Source organism: Mesorhizobium sp. M7A.F.Ca.CA.001.04.2.1 (assembly GCF_003998485.1).
In the GTDB taxonomy this organism is placed as follows: domain Bacteria; phylum Pseudomonadota; class Alphaproteobacteria; order Rhizobiales; family Rhizobiaceae; genus Mesorhizobium; species Mesorhizobium ciceri.
Genome location: NZ_RZQT01000101.1, coordinates 1 through 21251 on the forward strand (window position 1 = coordinate 1; position 21251 = coordinate 21251).

Consider the following 21251-nt stretch of genomic DNA (forward strand, 5'->3'; position numbering starts at 1 on the left):
TCGGCACCGGCCATCGACTTGAAGCCGAGCGTTGACCCAGCGCGGCGCTGATGTGCCGATGGTCTGCTCGGTCTCGATTGTTGAGGTACTTGCTGTTGCGGAGCGGATCGGCTTCAGCGCTCGTCGCGATCGATTCCGCAGACGGTAGTTCGGCGTCGCAGGAAATGATCGCCTCATGATTGGTCGGGCTACCGTCGATGAAGATGCGATCCGGTCTGCCGTGGCGCTCCAGGGCTTTCTGGAAGAAGCGGCACGGTAGAGATACATCCGTTCGCCGCGTATCTTGATGCATGTCTCGTCCATGTGCCACTTGCCGGTGAGGGCGCGCTTGCGCCCGTTGAAGCGCTCCAGAAGCTGGGGCGAGAAGTGAACGACCAGCGGTGCACGGTCGAATGGTCGACGTTCAGGCCGCGTTCGGCCATCATCTCCTCCAGATCGCGCAGGCTCGGTCGAAATGACGGCCTTTGAAAGATCTTTTGCTCGGCAGTGTCGCTTCATCTTTTCGGCGCGACGCACAGAAGCGCCGGAAATGTCGTAGAACAAATTGCAACTTTGATCGTTCCCTCCTTGAGGCCTCCTCCGTATTGCGTCGTTAGAGTTCTGCTTCTGCAAGATGAAGCAGCCCGTTTCTGCGCGAGCACCTTCCCGATTTTATGTCTTCCCTTCAAACGCCCGTTAGCGGTCTCACACGCGTCCCATCGGTAAACCGAGAAAAACGAAAGTCCGTGGGATCAACGACGGGGGGAGTGCCTCTGACGAGATCAGCAGCCAAGCGCCCCGCGCCCGGAGCTATGCCGAAACCATGGCCAGAAAATCCTGTCGCGACTATGAGACCCGGGACAGCATCAACCTGTGAGATGACTGGGATTGCGTCAGGGGTCACATCAATCAACCCCGCCCATTGCTGAACAACCGTGGCTGAAGCAAAGACCGGAAACGCCTTCTTCAATCGCTCGAACGTTCTACGCAGACTTGCTTTATCTGGCGCTGGATCGAGGACGCGGGTCCTCTCATATGGCGAAATTCGGTCGGGCGGTGTATGGTGCGATTCCGAACATTCCTTTATGAATCGATCATCGACGCGCAACCTCAAGTTCTTAAAATCCGATCGCAAGGCTGGCCAGAAGTTGGCGAAGAATCTAAAACTGTCGGGGACAATCGAGACGACGCTGGCGTGTCCATTGGCAATAGTGTAGCCGCCGTCAATGCGTTTGCGCAACGCAAACTCGGTGCTCCAGAGCGCCGCTTCAGGGCCGCCCTCGACCGGAGATGTGCGCATCACACTTCCTAAGACTTTCAACTGAGGCAACGTTATATCGAGATCCTTGAGAAAGCGACGAGACCACGCACCCGCCGCTACTACGACAGTTGAGCAACAAATTCGGCCATGTTCGGTGATGACGGCAGACACACTGCCGGCGCTCAACTCCAATCCACGCACAGCACAATTAGTGAGCACCGAAGCTCCACTGCGGCGGGCAGCTAATGCGATCGCGGTCGTAGCCAGGTGCGGTTCGGCCCGCCCATCGGTTGCGCAAAAAAGCCCGGCTTTCCAGCGTTTGTCCGCTCCGGGTGTAAGTCGCTGAAGCTCTGAGCCAGAAACCATACGAGCGTCGATTTGATGCTGACGCGCCTCATAGAGCCATGCCTCATTTTGGGCAATGTTCTCATCGCTATCGGACGCGAATAGAATACCGGCTCGGCGGAATCCCGACTCAGACTCCAGATCTTCATTCATGCGTTCCCAGAGACGCAGACTTTCGATCATCAGAGGGAATTCTCGAGGGTCACGCTGACCCTGCCTTACCCAGCCCCAGTTGCGACTGGACTGCTCCCCTGCAATATTCCCTTTCTCGCATAACGCCACCTTAACGCCACGCTTCGCCAGAAAGAGCGCCGCACTCGCGCCAACAATCCCGCCACCGACAACAACTACGTCAACTTTCGACGGCAGCCGGTTTTCGCTTGGAAGCGGTTCGACAAACAGGCCCATCTCAATTACTCTCCCATCCTCGGTACCAACGCCTCCATGAATTTGACCAGCTCACAACATCGAAGCCTAATCGCCGAATCTTGCTCGACTGAGCCAAGTTGCCGGCGTACAGATACAGCCCCACCGATGTTCGTTTTTTGTGCATTGGGGCAAATCCGCCCAGTTTTGAACACACTCTCGGATTTCCTACGTCCGCCGCTGAATCCCGCGAAGGTTATTCCGTTGGGCGTCGAACGTGAAACCTCCGCCCTTCAGTGCGAGATGCCGAGCAGCTCACAACTCTGCAGCAAGATCAGCCATCATTGCCGTGAGCTGGTCAGCGAAGTTGCAGTCCCAGGCGCTCCAGTTCTCGAGCACGCTTAAGTAGACAACGGCAGTTCCGGTATCTGGATTCGCAACCATGTACTGACCGCCCCAACCGCCGTGGCCGAGCCAGGTGCCGTCGGTTACCATTTGGCGACTATAGCGAAGTGACTTCTGTCCGTAAGAAGGCCCAGGATTGTGACGGGTGTCTTCAATGAAGTCGGCATTGCCTACGCGGCGACCGTCAACACCCTCGCCTTTGCGGGCGAAGAGCAGACCATGGCGCGCCAGATCGCGAGCAGAGAGACAAGCACCGCCGTCGAGCAGCGGCACGCCCTCGCGATCGCACGTAATGTGCAAGCATCCCTCAAGACCGGCTGCCTCGACGTTTTCGATCAACCACTCCCGCAGCGGCCGGCCGCTAGCACGCTCAATTACCCAGCCGATGATCTCACTGTTGGTCGACTTGTAGAGCGACTGTCCGGTGCGGTTCACAACATCGTCGCTGGTGATCCCACAGAGGAAGGAGCGGATTGTACCCTCCTTCTCGCCCTCCGGCGGCAGTCGCCAGCCCATGGCGCGTTCCATGGACCACCACTTCGTATTGGGATCGCTGAGGTCCTCGGTAAAGTCATTGACGACATTCATATCGGCTGTTGCCCTGACAGTCGCCTCCGCGTAGCCCGTGCCGATCTCTGGCAAGTAAGTGCCAATCCGCTCGTCGAGATCCACCAAGCCATCGGCGACTGCGCGGCCGAGCATAAGGTTCAGCGTGGTCTTCGTCACTGACTGAATGCTTTGCGTCCTATCGGGACCAAAGTCGGGGGCATAGGCCTCATATAGGACGTGGTTGCCCTTGACCACGACGAAGGCGGAGAAATGCTGCATCGCGAGGAAACGCGCGACCTCGGGCCGAGCCCCGATCGCCCAATCAAGCTGCTTTAACAATGGAAAGACCGATGGTGCGCGGAAGGAAAGACTGTAGCGGGCGAGCCTGTGGAGGTTGTGCCAGCCATGGCGGCGGTGGTCGGGCGAGGCCCAACGTGGCTTGTTGTCGCTACCAGTAAAGAGGTCGGGATTTGGGATTGAGGCAAGCAACATTCAGTCGGCCTTTCAGTTGGTGTAAGTTCACGGGATCCTTGGAAGTGTACGAGTCACTTCGTCAGCGTTCTGGTTGCTATCTTCAGATCACCGATGGCAGAGACAAATGGGCGCGCTAGCGGGAGCGCGTTTTGCCTATAGAGAGCTTGGGACGTTCCGAGGTCGGGAGGATGTCCCCCGCAATCGGAAAATGACATCTGAAGCTGTGCTTCTTATCCTCTTGGCCCGCTGAAGGTTCGGGGAAGACGCGGCTGCAGATATCCTGCGCGTAACGACAACGGGTGTGGAACTCGCAGCCGGATGGCCGCCTCATGAGGCTCGGCACCTCACCTTTGAGCTCGATCCTGTTGAGCACCGCATCTGGGTCAGGCTCAGGATTGGCCGCAAGCAGCGCCTCGGTGTAGGGATGTCGCGGTTGATCGAAAATACGCTCGGTCGCGCCGACCTCAATAAAGCGGCCGAGATACATGATCGCCATGCGATCGGTCATGTGGCGTACGACATTGAGATTGTGAGTGATGATCAGGATCGCCATGCCAAGTTCGGTTTGAAGCCTCGCGAGAAGATTGAGCACCTCGCCCTGCACCGAAACATCGAGGCCTGCGGTCGGCTCGTCGGCAATAAGCAAGTCCGGACTTAGCGCAAGAGCACGCGCGATACCAACGCGCCTGGCCTGACCACCGGAGAGCTGATGGGGGTAGCGACGAGCAAATTCCGCCGACAAGCCGACCATTCGAAGCAGTCGCTCCGCTTCCCCTTCGACATCGCGATCCTTTAGCCCATGGATGCGAAAGGGCTCTGTGAGAAGCGATCGCACTGTCAGCCTCGGCGAGAGTGAGCCGATAGGATCCTGGAACATCATCGCCATGCGCCGCAAATAGGGCTTGCGTTCAGCCCCGCTGAGCTCCTCAATTTCCTGCCCATCGAAGCTGATGCTGCCGCTCACAGCCCGCTGCAGGCCGATGATCGTGCGCGCGATAGTGGATTTGCCCGAGCCGCTTTCACCGACAAGGGCCAGCGTCTCGCCCTTGCGGATTTCAAAGGACACACCACATAGCGCGTCAATGAAAGGGGCTCTCGTCCCGGTTGCAAGCGCCTTAAGCGGACCCATAGTGCGGAAACGTACCCGCAGGTCCTCAACCCGGAGCAGCGCGCTCATACCGAAACCAACAGTTCTTTGTCGAGGAGATGGCATCGGGCGACTTGGTCTACGCCGATGCGGTACTCGACCGGGTTCTCTTGCCCACAGCGATCGAACGCTTGCCGGCAACGTGTCCGAAAGATACACCCTACCTTGGTGCCTAGGAGACTGGGCACCTCGCCCGGAATGGTCGGCAAAGTGCGCGTGCTTTTTTTGATCCGCCCGGGATCGCACTCCAGCAGCGCGCGTGTGTAGGGGTGAGCAGGATTATGGAAGATGTCCCGGACAGCTCCCTGCTCAACCACTTCCCCAGCATACATCACGGCGACCCGGTCGCACAGCTCAGCAACCGCACCGAGATGATGGGAAACGAACAGCACAGAGCAACCGATCTCTTTTTGCAAATCCTTGAGCAAATGAATGATCTGCACTTCCAGTGTTGCATCGAGCGCAGTGGTTGGCTCGTCGGCGACGAGGAGCGTCGGTTTCACAAGAAGCGCCATGGCAATGCAAACGCGCTGACGCATGCCACCTGAGAAGTGATGCGGATAGGCGCCGATACGGCTTTGCGGATCGGGAATTCCGACCCGTTGAAGCATGTCGATGGCACGGGCGCGTTTCTCGCCCCAGCTTCCTTGCTCGTGGTGCTGGACATCGATCATCTGGCTCTCGATGGTCCGCACGGGATTGAGTGCGGTCATCGGGTCTTGGAAGATCATCGAAAGATGATCGCCAAGCAGTCCCCGACGCGCCTGAGTTGGCATTTTGAGCAGGTCTTTATATTCGAACAGAATGCTGCCGGATGTCACATCTGCATTCTCTGGAAGTAGGCCCATCACTGTGTAGGCGAGTGTCGATTTTCCAGATCCGCTTTCTCCGACGATGCCAACCACCTGTCCGGCTGGCACATCGAGCGACACATTGCGCAGGGCATGGACGCGCCCCCGCGGCGTGCCGAAATCGAGATTTAGGTCACGGATCTCAAGAAGCGCGCGGCTTGACGAGAGCTGCGTTTTCGGATCTTTGCGTCTCATAGGTCTTTCCGCAATTTCGGATCGAATATGTCGCGCAGCGCTTCGCCCAGGAACGTGAAGCCGAGCGTTGCGAGGATGATCGGGATGCCGCTAGCTATCACCGGCCAAGGGGTCTGGTTAATGTAGCTATAGCCGTCGTTGAGGATAGCTCCCCAATCGGGCGTCGGTGGCCGCACGCCCATGCCGAGAAAGCTGAGACCCGCCTCTACGGCGATGACGGCCGGCACGTCCATACTCACCAGAATGAGAAGCGGGCCGAGGACATTGGGGAGTACGTGCACGGCGAGAATGCGCGTTGTTCCGGCCCCCATGCTGCGCTCTGCCGCAATATATTCACTGCTACGCAGCGCTTCCGTCTGGGTGCGCACCACACGCGCGTAAATGGGCATGGACGTTATCGCGATGACGAGAATAATACTCGCTAAGCTTGGTCCCAGAAGGGCGATCATGGCCAGCGCGAAAATAATACTCGGAAACGACCGGATCGTATCGAAGACAAGCAGTAGCAAATTGTCGAGCCAGCGGGGACCGAAGCCCGCGATCAAACCAAGGACTAGACCGACTGCCAGTGAACTGCCGAGAGAGGCGAAGGCAACGAGGAGCGGGATGCGGCCGCCCATGACGACGCGGGAGAATGTATCACGGCCCAGTTGGTCCGTGCCCAGCAGAAAATCGAGTGAAGGGCCAGCAAGACGCGGCCCGACCATGATTCTGATCGGATCATGCGTGATCATCAGCGGAGCGAAGATCGCGGTTGCTGCTATGAATATGACAAGAACTGCTCCGAGCATGCCCAGAAGGTTTTGTCGAAACTGCCGCAAGAAGGTGCGAGAGCTTTCGGCAGCCATTGCATCGTTGGTTTCGGGAAGAATGCTTTCAACGATCGCCATGTCAGAGCTTTTCCCGGGTTCGCGGATCGAGGAACGCGTTGATTACATCCGAGAGCGTCGTAGCCGAAACGATAAGGAAGGTGCTGACCAGCACGACGCCCATCACAATCGGGTAGTTGCGCGTATGGACCGCGTTGACAATCAAAGCCCCGATGCCAGGTCTCGCGAAAACCACCTCGATGAAGACAGCCGACGAAAGAAGCCACGCTATCCCTACCCCGAGTATGGTCACGGTCGGCAGGATCGCGAGAGGCAGCGCGTAGCGCGCGACGATGCGCCATTCCGAGATTCCGAAAGAGCGAGCCATGCGCACATGGTTTTCCCCGAGAACCTCAAGCATGGATGCGCGTACCAGCCGGGAAATGTAGCCGACCCAGCCAATCCCTATTGCGAAGCCCGGAAGGACGAGATGGATAGGTCCATCCCAGAAGCCATTGCCGGCCCCGATCGCTGGCAACCAGCGCAGCGTCACCGCAAAAATCAGCAGCGCGTAAACCGCCACGACGAAGGAAGGAATGGCGATTGTGGCGACCGTCACGACGCCGGCCACCTGGTCGACCAGGGAGTTGCGCCGCATGGCCGAGTAGCAACCGAGCGGCACGGCTATCGCAACCGCACAGGAGATGGAGACCAGGATCAGTTGGATCGTATAAGGCAGTTGCTCGAAGACAATGTCGGCAACAGGCCTCTGGCTGAATACGTCGAAGCCGAGATCGCCATGAAGCAGCCCGCCGAAGAAGGTAGCGATCTGCACGACAAGCGGCTTGTCGAGCCCCATCTGCTGATGCAACAGCGCCTTCATCTCAGGCGTCGCCCGCGGGCCGAGTAGAACCGCGGCAGGATCGCCGGGCACCGCTCGGATCATCAAAAACAATAACGTCACCGCAATCGCAATGATTGCGATCGCCAGGACCAGCCTCCGACAGAGATAAAACCACATACCTACGCCCGACCCGCAACTCAAGCCGAAACTGGTTTGAAATTGATGTATAGCGGGTTCCCATCTGGGGTAGTTGCGGCCTGCATTTGTGTGATGCGGAACATGACTGGATTGGCCCCATGGGTCAGGAACCGGTAGGCGCCGGAGTCTTCCATGAGGTCCTGCATCTCATAGTAAAGCTTCGCCCGCTCGTTGGGGTCGCTGATGGTGACCGCCTTACCGCTGAGCTCGTCAAAACGCTCGCTTCGGAAACGCTCCCAGTTCCACACACCTACTTGACTTTGCACAAACCAGGACGCCGGGTAATACGGGTCTGGTAAACTGTAGAAACCATTGACAATGAGTTGTACGTCCTTCCACCGCGCGCCTTCCGATTCCATGCCAAGCGTCCAGAACGACCCAGAATCTTGGGCATTGACCTCAACCGCGATGCCGATCTGCGACAATTGCGCTTGTACCGTTTGGGCTATGGTCGAATTAGTGCTATCGTTCGTACAGTCGATTGTCAGGGTTAGACCACTGACACCCGCTTTGTCCAGAAACGCCTTGGCCTCGGCGAGATCGCCTTCCGGTGGGACGAGCGCCTTGTCGCGGTGCCCGACGATCCCTGGAGGAATGACGCCTGTCGCAACCTCCGCCTGTCCGCCATACGCGGCTTCTAGAATCTGCGGCACATTGATTGCCCATTGGATTGCCTTGCGGACATTAATGTCCTTCAGCTTCGGGTGATCCATGTTCATGCCGACCCAGGCGTAATAGAGCGAAGTATGATCTTCGATCTTGGTCTCGGCGGGCGGATTGCTCTTGAACGTCGCAAGTGAATCCAGACTGACACGCGTGAAATCGATGTCACCAGCTTGATAAGCCCGTTCCGCCGACTTCTCGTCGGTAATTGGAATAATTCGGATTTCGTCAAAGCCAGGCTTCGGACCCGACCAGTCCGGATTGCGGGTCAGAAGCACATACTGGTTCGGCTTCCAGTCGGCGAGCACATACGGGCCGGAGAAAGCCGGCGGCTTCATCCCGAAATCACCGCCGTCCTTTGTTGCCTTCATCACGGCATTCTCGGAGACGATAGTGCCAACGCCAAAGGGCAGTGCGGTGTACCAGAGCGGAACAAAGGGCGACTTGAGCACGATCACGCCAGTATAGTCATCTTCGATTTCAACATGGTCAAACGAACCCCAATCAGGCTTGACCGGCGAATTGTGCTTGATCACGCGCTCGAAAGAGAACTTGACATCCCTCGCGGTCAGTTCACCGTAGTTGCCCGTAAATTTGATGCCTTTCTTCAACCTGAAGCGGATATGGGTGGGATCGACCTGCTCGATCTTTTCTGCCGCTTCCAGCTCCCAGCCCCATTCGGAGCCCGGCTTGTAACATGTGAGCTTCGAATAAATGCAGTTCGCCACGTTCACATCGACCGGACCCGAATAGAAAGCCGGATCAAGCTTGGCGATATCACTAGCGTAACGCACCTTGAGCACCTTGCCCTCGGCCGCCCATATGGCTTGCGACAAGGGCATGCCCGCGGCGAAAACTCCCCCGCCGAGCACTGCGCCGTTCTTGAGAAAGGCCCTTCGATTCACATTGCCTGTGGCATCAGTCATGATCTGTTCCTCCCTTTCCTTTGAGCGGTTTCCCTTGCAGCGGGCCGCTTTCCCCTTGGTTGATCCGGCACGTCGCCGTGGGCGCACTTTCGACACGGACCGCCATCTGCTCTCTCGCCGCCGAGCAGGCAGGCACCGAAAACAAGGAATATCGCACCAGCGGATCATTAACTAACGAATATAATTACGGTCTAACATCGGCTTTCTCGATGATGCACCTTCACAGACGAGACCAGGATCCAGAGGAACGATCGTGCGAATTAAACTAATCGTGAAGGAATCCAACGCGATCCGGGAATTGCTAGCTCGCCAGAGCGGGTTTGCCCGGGCAACACCTGTCCTGCGAAACCGCTGTCTGCTAGATGTGGCGTGGGCTGAGCGATCCGGCGCTCTCAGGCTCGTTTGCCGACGCGCATCAGCCGTGCCGGGCTGCCCGCCTCAGCCAGGATTTCCGCCACCGCAATGGATATGATCGAGCAAGCGAATCTGGTGCGGACGGGACATATCAGGCTCAACCGAGCTGGTCGAGCCGCAATCGCCTGCATAAAAGGCCATCAATCTCGATCTCAATGCGGTGATCCTTGATGTGTCAGACGATGCGCGTCGCGAGGTTTTGTCGACGACTATCCCTTAGGCTCATACCCCTTGTCACAAGCAAGTCCCGATCTGTGACGCCGTCGATGCTATCCCAATCTGCGATGCCTAGCAGATGTCCTGGGATAACGCCGATACGCCATTCCCGGACCGGAAATCTTGAGGCGTCTTGTGGTAGTAACTGCGAAATACCCGGCTAAGGTGCGACCCATCACAGAAGCCGCACTCCACTGCGATAATGGAAATCGACTTGGGCGTTCTCTGCAAAAGATGACGTGCATGATCGAGCCGTATTTGCGTGTAGATCGCCTGTGGAGAGGTACGGAGTTCTGACCGGAAGCGGCGCTCGATCAGCCGTCTGCTGAGCTTGAGCTTGCCGGCGAGGCGAGCGATGGTCAGGGGGACCTCCAGGTGGTGTTGCATCAGCAGCACAGCCCGTTTCAGGACTTCGTCACGAACGACAACCTCAAGGCGTCCGGTCGGTTGCGCCGTCTCACCCTTGGCCGCCTCGTTGAACATCATAATTCGCAAGCTTTTGGCGGCCAGGGCTTTGCCGAGATGCCTCTCGACGAGAAAGGCGGCGAGATGCGCGGCGCTCGCACCGCCCGAACAGGTCAGCCGGTCTCGATCAACGACGTAGATTTGGTCAGAAACGGCCTGTAGGCCATCAAAAAGTCGCAGGAAATCTGAGTTGTGGAACCAGCTAACGCAACACTTGTAGCCGTTCATCAGGCCGGCGCGGCGCAAAACGAATGAGCCCGTACACAGCCCTACGAGTGGTATGCCTGCCTCGGCAGCGTGTCGAAGATGGTCGTCGAAGCGCGTGTCGACCAGGAGGGTTTCTTCTTCGAGAACCCCGCCGACAACCACCAGGTAGTCGAAGCGGCGAAGGTCTCCAATCCTTTCATGGGGTGAGATTGCAACGCCGCAGCTGGACAGGATCGGCGACATGTCGGGTGAAATGATGCGCCACTGGCAGCGGATTGGGCGGCTCCGGTCTCCGTCGTCTGCAGCCAAGCGTAGCACATCGACGAAGTTGGCAAATGCGCCGAGGGTAAACCGATGGAGCAGGAGGAACCCGACAGACAAGGGGGCAGAGTCCCGTGCAAGCCTTGATGCCTGATTCGTGGGTGAACCGGGGCCTTGTCGCAACTCTACTGTCATGCCGACGCAAACGTCCTTTCGCGGATGTTCCCAATCGCTCAAATAGGGCGCGAGCCGGTTATGCCGTGTCGCTGATAGAACATGGCGGAGAGTCTGACATGGTCCACCACTGGTCCCGCGATGCTTGGGCGTCCGTTCGCGCCAATGAGCCAGTTACCGTCGCCGTTTACTTGGCGCACGGGTTCGAACTGCTCGCTCTGTCGTCTGCTCTGGACGTCTTTCGCCTCGCCAACAAAGCGGCCGCACGGGAAGCCTTTCGATGGCGTACGGTTTCCCACTGGGGCGAAGCCGTGCGGGCCAGTTGCGGTATTGTTGTCGCGGCTGACGCCGACCTGGCCCAAGAACGCAGATATCTGCAGCAGCTTGAACGACCCGCACTGGCACTGATCTGCGGGGATGAGCCTGATGAAGGTCGTGAAACCAAAGTGCTGAGCGCATGGCTGCGCGAATGCAGGCAGCGCAGGATCGCCATAGGCGGGTTTGGAAGCGGTGTCGCTGCTTTGGCGAAAGCTGGTATGCTTAATGACCGCAAATGCGCCATCCATTGGGAGGAATTGCCGGCCTTCAAGGAGCGGTTCATGCGCGTAGAGGCGGCGGCGACCGTCTATGAGGTCGACAATGATATCTGGACCTGTGCTGGCGGCACGGCAGCCTTCGATATGTTGGTCGAGCTTGTAAAACTGAATTGCGGTGAGCCTGTCGCAGTCAATGTTGGGGAGCTTGCTGTGGCTGGGCGTGTCCGAACTGGCGATGAACGTCAGCGACTGCCGCTGCTGCGTCAGCATGGCAGGATCAACCCCACGGTCGTGAAACTCATCGAATTGATGCAGAGAAACTTGGCTACCCCGCTTACCATGGCTGACCTCGCGGCGGCTGCGGGGCTGTCGCGGCGCCAGGTTGAACGTCTGTTCCGCAATGACCTCGGTCGCTCGCCCTGCCGCTACTTTCGGGAATTGCGGTTGGAACACGCGAAGCTCCTGCTTGCCCAGTCGTCGATGCCGGTTTTGGAAATTGCGGTGTCTTGCGGTTTCGTGTCTGCCTCCCATTTTTCGAGGTGTTTCCGCGAGACGCATCAGATAGCGCCTCATGAAGCGCGCAATCTTTCGGCCGGAAGGTATCTCGGTGTATAAACGCCACGACCTAACGCCGGCGACACACGCCCTGACACGGTTTCGCTCCTAAACAAGGGCATGGCGTTATTCCGATAGTATTAATAGCCGGCCTCCCGGTTGAACAGCGGAACGACGTCAAGACCGCGCTCAAGACGGCGCACGTTGTTGGCGATTACATCAACTGCGCTCGATGCAAATGTGGCCCCCGACACATGCGGCGTGATGTACACTTGCGGGTGAGTCCAATAGCGATGCTCCAGAGGAAGCGGTTCCTGGGCGAATGCATCTAACGCGGCGCCGGCGAGATGGCCGCGGTCGAGAGCGTCAAGCAGGGACTCGTCATAGACGACCGCGCCGCGGCTGATGTTAACAAAAAAGCTGCCCGGGGGCATGGCCGAGAATATTTTCTCATCGAGAAAGTGCCGCGTCTTCGGGGATAGTGGGAGGGCGTTGATAACGATATCGATGCGGCTCAGGAACTCTGGGAGGGAATCCGTTCCGAAATAGCAGTTGACCCCTTCGATCTGTCGCGCGCTGCGGTCCCACCCGCTGACAGCGTATCCAAAATCGCGAACGCGGCTAGCGACTTCCGTGCCGATGCGACCCAAACCGAACACGCCCGCCCGGAACTCTCTCGTGGGGACGATCTGCTTACGATGCCAGATCCGGTCCTTCTGCTGTGATCGATAGTCCGCATAACGCCTGTGAAATGTCAGTACCCAATAGAGGGCGTGTGCCGCCATGTCGCGGGCGACGGCCGGATCCGCGAGCAAGATCACGGGAACGTCGGGTAGGGTAGGATCTGCCACGAAGTGCTCCGCCCCGGCGCCGAGTGAGAAAATTGCCTTGAGATTCGGATACCGGTTAAGGTCACCTGCGGGGTGGTTCCAGACCATCGCATAGACGACCTCATTGGGATCAATCGGTTCACCGAACACTTTGACAGGCAATTCAGGAAGCTGGCGGCAAAGTTCCCTTCGCCAGCTTTCATTGTCGTAGCCATGGTTGTTCAACAGGATGGTCATGGTTTTGGCGCCCCTGGGAGGAGAATAGGCTCGCGCGGATGCAAGGGCTGGCCATGCGACCTCCGTGCAAGGCTTCTGCAGACGAGTAGGCGCTGGAAACCCCGGCCAGTGCCTGCCGGGGATTCAAGCTGTTCGATTAATAACGGTACGAGGGATCAACCCGGTCGCACTGGCGCAACAGGGCGGGCCATTCATATTTGCCGAGCGGGAAATCGTCATATTGGCGGTGCGCCAGGCGCCAGATGTCCTCACGGCTCTTGTCGAGCTTGAGCCCCGTAGAATAGGCATCAATTAACACGCGGCAGGCACGGACCGTGTAATAAAGATTCATGAAGGCTTCACCGGCGGTAGCACCCACCGCGAGGAATCCATGGTTCTTCATGACCAGGCATTTTTTGCCCTCGATGTTCTTAGCGAGGCGGTCCCGCTCCTCGAGTGTGAGGGACAGTCCTTCCCAATCATGATAACCGATGTCGCCCCAAAGCATCGAGCCATCCTGGGTAAGGAACTCAAGGCCATCCTGCAGCGCAGTGATGGCCAGGCCGGCCGGCGCGTGGCTGTGGAACACCACCTTCATGTCGTGATGGGTGTTGTGAATTGCTGAATGGATCACGAAACCGGCGGTATTGACGTCTGGCGGGCCGTATAGAACCTTACCCTGCTCGTCGACCTTGATCAGGTTCGACGCCGTGACCTCGTTGTAAAGCAGGCCGAAGCGGTTCAGCAGGAACTGGTGATCGGTGCCTGGCACCCGCATCGTGATGTGATTCCAGATCAGGTCGTCATAGCCGTAAATATTCGCCAGACGGTACAGGGCAGCGAGGTCGACTCGCGCTTCCCACTCTTCCTTGGAGATGTTCGCATGGCCGCCCTGGACGCTGAAGTCCTCGGCTTTCATCTCATGTGCCATTGGTTTTCCTTTCGATCGGTTATTGTCAAATGGAGCGGAGAAATGTGCCATTCTGCTCTTCCAAGAGCTTCACCGCCATGAGGTGGTTCTGGTCAAAACCGTACTGATCGACGGCTTTTTTGTAGATCGCCTCAACCTGTTCGCACATGGGCAACGTGGCGCCGACAGTTCGTGCCAGCTCCAGGGTCAGGACCAAATCTTTGTGTGCAAGGCCGAGCGCGAAGCCGTGATCGTAACTTCCGTCAAGAATAGCCGGGCCGTAGCGGTCCGCGACATAGCTCGCTCCGGTGCTGCCTTGGATGATTCCGAGCATGGTCGCAGCAGGAACCCCACCCATTACTCCTAGCATCAGCGCCTCACTCAGCGCCACCGAGTTTAGGTAGCAAAGCACGACCTGCGAAATCTTGGCCACGTAGCCAGCTCCGTGAGGGCCAAGATGCATGATCCGGTTGCCAATCTTTTCCAGAACCGGCTTGCACCGCGCAAACACATGCTTGTCGCCGCCGACCATGATCATCAGGGTTCCGGCAGCTGCTCCTTCAATCCCGCCAGTAACCGGTGCATCGAGAAACGCAATCTCCCGGTCGGTGGCAGCGGCGCGGATGCGTCGCTCGCACTCCAAGTTGTTGGTCGAAAGGTCGATCCAGACGGAGGCTTTCGGCAGCCCGGCGAGAATGCCTTGTTCGGACAGCGCCACGGCCTCGATGATCTTCGGGTTTGGCAGCGATGTGAACGCGATATCGGCGCCGGAGGCGGCCTCGGCAGCGGTGGTGGCCGACGAGATTGCATGGTTGCCGGCCGCTGCTCCCGTCGCCCGCACGGCATCAACCTTATTTGAATCGAGGTCGAACAGGGCAAGCTCGTAACCGGCGCGTGCCAGGTTGCTGGCCATTGGCCCGCCCATATTGCCCAACCCAATGAATGCAATCCGCATAGATATCTCCGTTGTGGCCAGCCAGCCCGTTTTTGGCATGTCTGAGCAGGCGCTGTTGTGACTGGTTTTCGGCCAGGCAGTCTTTCTCACCCTGATTGACGTGGCAAACGAATATAATTACGGAGTCACATCGAAGAATTCGATTTGAAAGTCATTTTCTTGAACATCGAGCACATCAGGGCTTTCCTAGAAGTCGGCGCGGCTGGTAGCTTCCAGCATGCTGCCGACCAGCTTAACGTCACCCAGTCGACCATTAGTGCGAGGATAAAGGCGCTCGAACGCAGGCTGAACCGCCAACTGTTTCACCGTAAGCGCAACGGAGTGGCGCTTACGACTGGCGGTCATCAGTTCCATGCGAGCGCCGTGAATATCGTACGCGCTTGGGAGCGCGGGCAGCAGGTGGCCACCCTGCCGGAAGGCCTTAATGCCTTCGTCACCTTGGGCGTCGAGGATAACCATTGGCCCCGCGTCGTGCCGGGCTGGTTGGAATGCATGGCCAAGGCATTGCCGGACGGCGTCGCAAGCGCGATCAGCGAGCGCTCGGATATTCTTATGGAGAGACTGCGAGCCGGACTGCTCGACATTGCTGTGCTTTACGACCCACGTCATTGCGCGGAGGCACGGATCGAGCCGCTCATCAGCGAAGAACTCGTGATGGTTTCGACCAAGCCACGTGCGGTTCAAAGCGGCGTTGTTCCTGGCTACGTCTTCGTGGATTGGGGTGAAACGTTCCGAGCCCAGCACAGCATGCATTTTCCTGGCGTGTTTAGCCACAAGCTTACTATCCGCAGTTCAGCGGTAGCAATGGATCATATCCTGGCTAACGGCGGCTCCGGGTATTTCCTGGCCGAGTCCGTGACCCAGCACGTCAAATGTGGCCGCCTGCATCTGGTCGAGGGAGCTCCGCGCTTTCAACGAACAGTCTTCGTCGCCGTTCGTATTGACGTCATTGCGCCCGAATTTATCGAAACCGCTGTGCAAGCCTTGCGCGATACGATCGCCTGAATTCCGGTCCAAAGCCAGAGAGATGACATGAAAATCACCACGTTGAAGACCCGACTGACGGACGTGCCTTTTGCCAATCCGATCACCACGGCCATTCATAATATGCGCTCCGTCGGGTGCCTGCTCGTGTATCTAGAAACCGATGTAGGGCTGGTGGGCCAGAGTTATATCTTCACATTGAACGCCGTCCGGCTTAAAGCCTTCGACGAGATGGTGCGCGGCTTCTCGCATCGCATCGTGGGCCAGGATCCTCACTATGTGACGGCGATCAATTCTGCGATCTGGTCCGAAATTAACCCGACCGGTTATGCAGGCGTCACGATCTCGGCGCTCTCCGCACTTGACACGGCCTGCTGGGATCTGATCGGCAAAAGTGCGGACCGGCCGCTCCATCATCTGTTCGGGGCCTGCAGGGATCGCATTCGCACATATGCCAGCGGCGGCCTCTGGCTTTCCCAGAACATCGACGAACTGGTTAATGAGGCGGCGACCTTTCTGGACCAGGGGTTCCGGGCGATGAAGGTGCGGGTTGGCAAGGCCGACCCGCGAGAGGATTTTGAACGCGTGAGGGCTGTCCGCGAGGCCGTTGGACCCTCCATCGAACTTCTCGCGGACGCCAACCAGGCGCTCACGCCAAAGCAGGCGATCCGACTTGGCAGGATGCTTGAGGAGCTCGACATCGGTTGGCTGGAGGAGCCGGTCTCGGTCCATGACCTCGTGGGCCAGGCCGAGGTCCGCAACGCGCTCGATCTGACGATTGCCTCGGGTGAGACAGAGTGGACGCGTTTTGGTATCCGCAACACGATCGAGGCCCGCGCCGCAGATGTGTTGATGCCGGACCTCCAGAGGATTGGCGGGCTGACCGAAATGCGCCGGGTTGCAGCCTTGGCGGAGGCTTACAGCCTGCCGATTTCCACTCACATATTTACCGAGCATAGCCTCTGCATTGCCGGTTCTGCCGCCAATTGCATCTCCGTTGAACACATGCCGTGGTACGCCCCACTGTTCCGCGAAGAGATGAAGATCGTGGATGGCGACATCATCATACCCGTCCGTCCCGGCACAGGCTTCACCTTCGACGAGGCTGCCGTGACCCGCTTCGCCATCGACCATTAGGTTTGGCATCGAAAAAGTCGATGTCAGGCCCGAATTATATTCGTTAGTTAGATGTTCGATATTCCTATAATTCCTAAGTGGGGAACCGGCCCGGTAGCCTCTAGCCGCCGAGGAGAATCGCCTGGAATGGAAAACCAACAGGAGAAGACAATGCTCTCACGCACGCTTAAACTTACTGCCGCTGTGTTTATCGCAACGCTCGCCGCGTCCGCGGCCGAAGCGAAATGCGGCGACGTCACCATTACCGAGATGAACTGGGCTTCGGGGTCGATCGTCACCGCCGTCTCCAAGTTCCTGATGGAGCAGGGATACGGCTGCAAGGTCACGGTGGTCCCATCGGCTACGGCTACGGCAGTCACCTCTGTCGCAGAGACCGGCCGCCCCGACATCGTGACCGAACTCTGGCTCAACGGCGCGCCGGCTTATCCAGGATTGCTGGCCGCCGGTAAAGTCAAGACGTTGGGCCATGTCCTCACCCCCGGCGGCATTGATGCATGGTGGGTTCCGCAATACCTGGTGGACGAACATCCGGAACTTGCGAAGATCGATGGCATTCTGGCGCATCCCGACTGGGTAGGCGGCAAATTCCATAATTGCCCCGAAGGCTGGGGCTGTAAGATCACCAACGACCATCTGGCGGAAGCCTTCCATCTGAAAAGCCACGGCATCGAAGTCTTTAATCACGGCTCCGGAGAGACGCTGGCAGCGGCGATAGCTTCGGCCAACGAGAACAAGCAGCCCTGGTTCGGTTACTATTGGGGTCCAACATCCGTGCTCGGCAAATACAAGATGGTCAAGGTCGACATTGGCCCGTACGTCCCTGAGATCCACGCCTGCAACGCGGTCGAAACCTGCAAGAAACCCGGTAAGTCGGCTTATCCGCCGGCAGAAGTCGTAACGGCAGCGACGACGGATTTCGAGAAGCGTGAGCCGGAGATAGCAGCGCTAATGTCTAAGGTCACCTTCACGGATGAGCAGATGAGCGAGACCCTGGCTTGGCAGGATAGCAAGAAGGCTTCGGCCGATGAGTCTGCGGTTCACTTTCTGACCACCTACAAAACGATTTGGGCGGACTGGCTCAGCCCCGAAGCCAAGGAAAAGCTTGCGGCAGTCCTGAAGTGAGATCCATCATTTCACTTGGACTCCGCACCTAATGGACGTGACGGGCTGTTCACTGATTTGGCAACCTCAAGCACGTCGACAAGCACCTCTCGTCCAATTCCGGTGCCACGCGCTGATGAGCCCGGCTGCCGGAGCACCGCGATTTAAGGCGACACATGGCAGCGTACGAAAGAGCTTTTGACTCGCTGGGACTGCGGTCGTGGTGCGACGTCGGCGCCATCGGTGGTCCCATGTCGATGGACGATCTACTTGCAAAGACTGGCGCCGCGGGGACCGACCAAACCGAATCTTTCCCGTTTCCATCCCTGGACGCCCTTCACAAGGCCTGCGGCGCCATCCCTCGCACCCGCGACATGACTGCCGGGTTGGAACGCCTGTTCCTGAATGTGAAAGATCCCATCAAAGTGGTTCTGGATCCGGTTACGCAGCCATTGAGTTGGGCCTTGCGTAACGCCATCGACATCATGCAAATGCTTCCGTGGTGGGCCGCGATCCTGATCCTGGTCGCCATCGCCCATTTTGCCGGGCGTCGCATCGGCGTGACGATGTTCGTGCTGGTGGCGTTCCTTGGGTTGGCGTTCATTGACCATTTTGGCTACGCGATGCAGACGCTCGCCATCATAATGGTCTGTACGTTCATCTGCGTCCTGTTCGGTGTGCCTATCGGCATTGCGATGTCACGCAGTAATCGGTTGGAGCGTTGGCTGACGCCTTTTCTAGACCTGCTGCAGACGTTGCCCACCTTCGTCTATCTTATCCCGCTGATATTTCTGTTCAGTGTCACGGAGCCGAAGCTCTACGGCATAGCAATCATTCTCTACGCCGTGGTGCCATCTATCAGGCTCACTAACCTGGGCATTCGGCTGGTGGACAAGGACGTTCTGGAAGCGGGGGAGGCGTTTGGCATGACCTCTTGGCAAAAGCTCTATCGCGTCCAGTTGCCGCTCGCGTTGCCGAACATCATGGCGGGGATCAACCAGACCATCATGCTGTCTTTATCCATGGTCGTGATCGCTTCGCTGGTGTCTGCGCCTGGCTTGGGAACCCTTGTCCTGCGAGGTATCAACAAACTTGAACTCGGCGTCGGCCTCGTCGCAGGCCTCGGCATTGTTCTCCTCGCCATTGTGCTCGACCGGGTCAGCCGGGCTGCCCTCCAGCGCGTCAACAAGATGCACCAGTCGCGGACATGAGTATGACCGAGAGTTTCGTATCAATCCGCAACCTCTATAAGATCTTCGGCAACAATGCGCCGGCCATGGTGTCTTACGCGAAGTCGGGGATGCATAAGAAAGACATGCTGCAGGCCCACGGCCATGTGCTCGGGCTGCGCGACATTAATGTTGAGATCAAAAAAGGCGAGATCACGGTGATCATGGGCCTCTCGGGCTCTGGAAAATCGACCCTGATCCGTCACCTCAACCGCCTTATCGACCCCACGGCGGGTGAGGTAATAGTCAACGGGACGGACATCATGAAACTCGATCGGGCGAGGCTCCGGCAGCTGCGCCGCACTCAGATGTCGATGGTCTTTCAGAAGTTTGCGCTGCTGCCGCATGAGACAGTCCTAAGGAATGCCGGTATGCCGTGCTCGGTGCGCGGCGACGGACGGGCAAAGACCGACGAGACGGCCCGCAAGTGGCTGAACAGGGTCGGTCTGGCGGGCTCGGAGGCGCTGTATCCCCACCAACTCTCGGGGGGCATGCAGCAGCGCGTCGGCCTCGCCCGGGCTCTGACGTCGAACTCCGAGCTCATGCTCATGGACGAAGCCTATTCAGCGCTGGACCCACTCATCCGGTCGAGCATGCAGGACCTTCTCCTCGAACTGCAGAAGGACCTCCAGAAGACCGTCGTATTCATCACACATGACCTCGATGAGGCTCTCAAGCTTGCGGACCACCTGGTGATCTTGAAGGACGGCGAGATCGTGCAGCAGGGGGAGCCGCAATACATTCTCCTCAACCCCGCCGACCCTTACATTGAAGACTTCGTCAGCGATATCAACCGCGCACGCGTCCTTCGCGTCCGATCGGTAATGGAAAAGACGATCACCGAGGACGACGGCTATGAAGTCCTGGACGGGGACGAGACCTTGGAGCGGGCGATCCTGCGATCCCATGGCGTCGCCGACAAATCCTTCGCGGTACACTCGGACGGAGTTCGGGTGGGTACGCTCAACATGACTGATGTTCTGAAGGCGCTTGTACCCGCGGTGGCGACCGGGCGGAACCATAGCGACTTGTGAGTTAGGACCACGACAATGGGATTCCCATGGCGCTCCCCAATCGAATGGACCTCGCTGTTGCCGAGAAAATGCCGTACCCCATGGCTGCACATCTTTGTGCTAAGGCTTTTCAGGCGTCGCCCGGGAAAATGACTGTATGAACCCTCTGGTCACAGCTTACGGAGCCCTCGTATTGGGTATTGTGTCGGAAGTCATCGGTTCATCGCTGTTGCCAAAAACACAGCAATTCACGAAGCTTGGACCTACTGCAGCTGCCATCGCCAGCTTTATTGTCGCGTTGTTCTTTCTCTCCCATGCCCTCAAATTGATTCCCCTGGGTGTCACGTACGCAATCTGGTGCGGTGTCGGCATGGTGCTGACGGCTATGGTGAGCGTTCACGTCTATAGGTCGCCGCTTGACCTGCCTGCGACATTGGGGATCATTCTGATTATTTGCGGTGTCGTGGTGATCAACATTTTCTCCAAGACTGTTGCTCACTGATAGCGAGTTTCGTTAGTCGCCCTGGCAGTCGAGCTGCTAAGGTTTGGAAATCCGCCGACCTCACGGTCCACGATGCGAAGGCGTCGGAGAATGCGCGCTGGTTGGCCGGCAGCAGATACGGATCGCCAAGTTCGAGCGCCAGATTCGCTGCCAACGGTTTGGAGCGTTCATCGCGGTAGATCGATCAGTTGGCGGTGGGGTTAGAGGATCTGAAAGACGACGCCCACAGAAGACGGACTGGCAGAACGGGCCGAAGCCACGACGACGATGGCGTCGGATTTACGCGCAGCACGCTAGTCTAGCTCGCACAGCGTGGATCTACCGATCAGGCTTACGCCGCGAGATTCGGGAGCGGTGTTTTCCGCTGCCGAACCTGAGCGGTGCGTCCTCACCATATTTGCGCAAGCTCGAGAAAACCGAACGGCTTACTGCAACTCTCGCGCGCGTCCGGCGCCATTCCTGGTTTCCCAGATTGACTCGAAGTTGCGTAGCATCACTTCCGCGACGCTGAAGGTGTGCTTTCCTTGCCGGGAA

18 protein-coding genes and 1 pseudogene are annotated in these 21251 nt (G+C 58.1%); 7 read left to right on the top strand and 12 right to left on the bottom strand.

Annotation, left to right across the window (positions count from 1 at the left end):
• The 9 genes and pseudogenes from EN955_RS34885 to EN955_RS25345 form a co-directional block, all read right to left on the bottom strand.
• Positions 1–443: pseudogene (locus EN955_RS34885) on the bottom strand (IS6 family transposase); the annotation flags it as partial.
• Positions 444–664: 221 nt separating this feature from the next.
• Entirely contained in the window at positions 665–1993 is a 1329-nt protein-coding gene (locus tag EN955_RS25310; protein WP_024505678.1) for an FAD-binding oxidoreductase, read from the bottom strand.
• Between the two features lie 273 nt (positions 1994–2266).
• Positions 2267–3397, bottom strand: a complete 1131-nt coding sequence (locus tag EN955_RS25315; RefSeq protein WP_024505677.1) for a serine hydrolase — start codon at positions 3395–3397, stop codon at positions 2267–2269.
• Positions 3398–3512: 115 nt separating this feature from the next.
• The gene (locus EN955_RS25320; RefSeq protein ID WP_024505676.1) at positions 3513–4556 is read right to left on the bottom strand and encodes an ABC transporter ATP-binding protein; all 1044 of its coding nucleotides are present in this window, start codon (positions 4554–4556) and stop codon (positions 3513–3515) included.
• Positions 4553–5572, bottom strand: coding sequence for an ABC transporter ATP-binding protein (locus EN955_RS25325; protein ID WP_024505675.1), 1020 nt, complete (start codon positions 5570–5572; stop codon positions 4553–4555). Before EN955_RS25325 ends, EN955_RS25320 begins: the two co-directional genes overlap by 4 nt.
• A complete protein-coding gene (locus EN955_RS25330) occupies positions 5569–6462 on the bottom strand; it encodes an ABC transporter permease (protein WP_024505674.1) in 894 nt (297 codons plus the stop codon). The genes EN955_RS25325 and EN955_RS25330 overlap by 4 nt, the downstream gene beginning before the upstream one ends.
• Before the next feature lies 1 nt (position 6463).
• Positions 6464–7402 carry an ABC transporter permease gene (locus EN955_RS25335; protein WP_024505673.1) on the bottom strand — a complete coding sequence of 313 codons (939 nt, stop codon included), beginning with the start codon at positions 7400–7402 and terminating at the stop codon, positions 6464–6466.
• Positions 7403–7422: 20 nt separating this feature from the next.
• Positions 7423–9012 (bottom strand): ABC transporter substrate-binding protein, encoded by a 1590-nt coding sequence (locus EN955_RS25340; protein WP_024505672.1) that lies wholly within the window; start codon positions 9010–9012, stop codon positions 7423–7425.
• 702 nt (positions 9013–9714) lie between these two features.
• On the bottom strand, positions 9715–10695 hold the full coding sequence (locus EN955_RS25345) for a GlxA family transcriptional regulator (RefSeq protein ID WP_245265426.1): 981 nt from the start codon (positions 10693–10695) through the stop codon (positions 9715–9717).
• Positions 10696–10835: 140 nt separating this feature from the next.
• Here EN955_RS25345 and EN955_RS25350 point away from each other — a divergent pair, with 140 nt between their 5' ends.
• Positions 10836–11900, top strand: coding sequence for a GlxA family transcriptional regulator (locus EN955_RS25350; RefSeq protein WP_245265425.1), 1065 nt, complete (start codon positions 10836–10838; stop codon positions 11898–11900).
• A gap of 80 nt (positions 11901–11980) precedes the next feature.
• On the opposite strand, the gene EN955_RS25355 is transcribed toward EN955_RS25350, so the two are convergent.
• The 3 genes from EN955_RS25355 to EN955_RS25365 all read right to left on the bottom strand — a co-directional run bounded on the left by EN955_RS25355 (position 11981) and on the right by EN955_RS25365 (position 14751).
• Positions 11981–12907, bottom strand: coding sequence for a glyoxylate/hydroxypyruvate reductase A (locus tag EN955_RS25355; RefSeq protein WP_024505670.1), 927 nt, complete (start codon positions 12905–12907; stop codon positions 11981–11983).
• 136 nt (positions 12908–13043) lie between these two features.
• Complete coding sequence (locus tag EN955_RS25360) at positions 13044–13817, bottom strand: class II aldolase/adducin family protein (protein ID WP_024505669.1); 774 nt, start codon at positions 13815–13817, stop codon at positions 13044–13046.
• 25 nt (positions 13818–13842) lie between these two features.
• Positions 13843–14751: an NAD(P)-dependent oxidoreductase gene (locus EN955_RS25365; protein ID WP_050580552.1), complete on the bottom strand. Its 909-nt coding sequence runs from the start codon at positions 14749–14751 to the stop codon at positions 13843–13845.
• Positions 14752–14895: 144 nt separating this feature from the next.
• Here EN955_RS25365 and EN955_RS25370 point away from each other — a divergent pair, with 144 nt between their 5' ends.
• From EN955_RS25370 to EN955_RS25395, 6 genes are all read left to right on the top strand, one after another.
• A complete protein-coding gene (locus EN955_RS25370; protein ID WP_050580551.1) occupies positions 14896–15756 on the top strand; it encodes a LysR family transcriptional regulator in 861 nt (286 codons plus the stop codon).
• A gap of 27 nt (positions 15757–15783) precedes the next feature.
• Positions 15784–16872: a mandelate racemase/muconate lactonizing enzyme family protein gene (locus EN955_RS25375; RefSeq protein WP_024505666.1), complete on the top strand. Its 1089-nt coding sequence runs from the start codon at positions 15784–15786 to the stop codon at positions 16870–16872.
• A 126-nt stretch (positions 16873–16998) separates the two neighbouring features.
• Positions 16999–17994 carry an ABC transporter substrate-binding protein gene (locus EN955_RS25380; RefSeq protein WP_245265424.1) on the top strand — a complete coding sequence of 332 codons (996 nt, stop codon included), beginning with the start codon at positions 16999–17001 and terminating at the stop codon, positions 17992–17994.
• Positions 17995–18149: 155 nt separating this feature from the next.
• Positions 18150–19184 carry an ABC transporter permease subunit gene (locus EN955_RS25385; protein WP_024505664.1) on the top strand — a complete coding sequence of 345 codons (1035 nt, stop codon included), beginning with the start codon at positions 18150–18152 and terminating at the stop codon, positions 19182–19184.
• Entirely contained in the window at positions 19181–20236 is a 1056-nt protein-coding gene (locus EN955_RS25390) for a betaine/proline/choline family ABC transporter ATP-binding protein (protein WP_196815426.1), read from the top strand. The genes EN955_RS25385 and EN955_RS25390 overlap by 4 nt, the downstream gene beginning before the upstream one ends.
• A 136-nt stretch (positions 20237–20372) precedes the next feature.
• A complete protein-coding gene (locus tag EN955_RS25395; RefSeq protein ID WP_024505662.1) occupies positions 20373–20717 on the top strand; it encodes an SMR family transporter in 345 nt (114 codons plus the stop codon).
• Positions 20718–21251: the final 534 nt, after the last annotated feature.

Bases quoted from the DNA above. Each gene is read 5' to 3' on its own strand.
- EN955_RS25310 (WP_024505678.1), bottom strand. From the start codon at position 1,993: ATGGGCCTGTTTGTCGAACCGCTTCCAAGCGAAAACCGGCTGCCGTCG.
- EN955_RS25315 (WP_024505677.1), bottom strand. From the start codon at position 3,397: ATGTTGCTTGCCTCAATCCCAAATCCCGACCTCTTTACTGGTAGCGAC.
- EN955_RS25320 (WP_024505676.1), bottom strand. From the start codon at position 4,556: ATGAGCGCGCTGCTCCGGGTTGAGGACCTGCGGGTACGTTTCCGCACT.
- EN955_RS25325 (WP_024505675.1), bottom strand. From the start codon at position 5,572: ATGAGACGCAAAGATCCGAAAACGCAGCTCTCGTCAAGCCGCGCGCTT.
- EN955_RS25330 (WP_024505674.1), bottom strand. From the start codon at position 6,462: ATGGCGATCGTTGAAAGCATTCTTCCCGAAACCAACGATGCAATGGCT.
- EN955_RS25335 (WP_024505673.1), bottom strand. From the start codon at position 7,402: ATGTGGTTTTATCTCTGTCGGAGGCTGGTCCTGGCGATCGCAATCATT.
- EN955_RS25340 (WP_024505672.1), bottom strand. From the start codon at position 9,012: ATGACTGATGCCACAGGCAATGTGAATCGAAGGGCCTTTCTCAAGAAC.
- EN955_RS25355 (WP_024505670.1), bottom strand. From the start codon at position 12,907: ATGACCATCCTGTTGAACAACCATGGCTACGACAATGAAAGCTGGCGA.
- EN955_RS25360 (WP_024505669.1), bottom strand. From the start codon at position 13,817: ATGGCACATGAGATGAAAGCCGAGGACTTCAGCGTCCAGGGCGGCCAT.
- EN955_RS25365 (WP_050580552.1), bottom strand. From the start codon at position 14,751: ATGCGGATTGCATTCATTGGGTTGGGCAATATGGGCGGGCCAATGGCC.
- EN955_RS25375 (WP_024505666.1), top strand. From the start codon at position 15,784: ATGAAAATCACCACGTTGAAGACCCGACTGACGGACGTGCCTTTTGCC.
- EN955_RS25380 (WP_245265424.1), top strand. From the start codon at position 16,999: ATGGAAAACCAACAGGAGAAGACAATGCTCTCACGCACGCTTAAACTT.
- EN955_RS25385 (WP_024505664.1), top strand. From the start codon at position 18,150: ATGGCAGCGTACGAAAGAGCTTTTGACTCGCTGGGACTGCGGTCGTGG.
- EN955_RS25390 (WP_196815426.1), top strand. From the start codon at position 19,181: ATGAGTATGACCGAGAGTTTCGTATCAATCCGCAACCTCTATAAGATC.
- EN955_RS25395 (WP_024505662.1), top strand. From the start codon at position 20,373: ATGAACCCTCTGGTCACAGCTTACGGAGCCCTCGTATTGGGTATTGTG.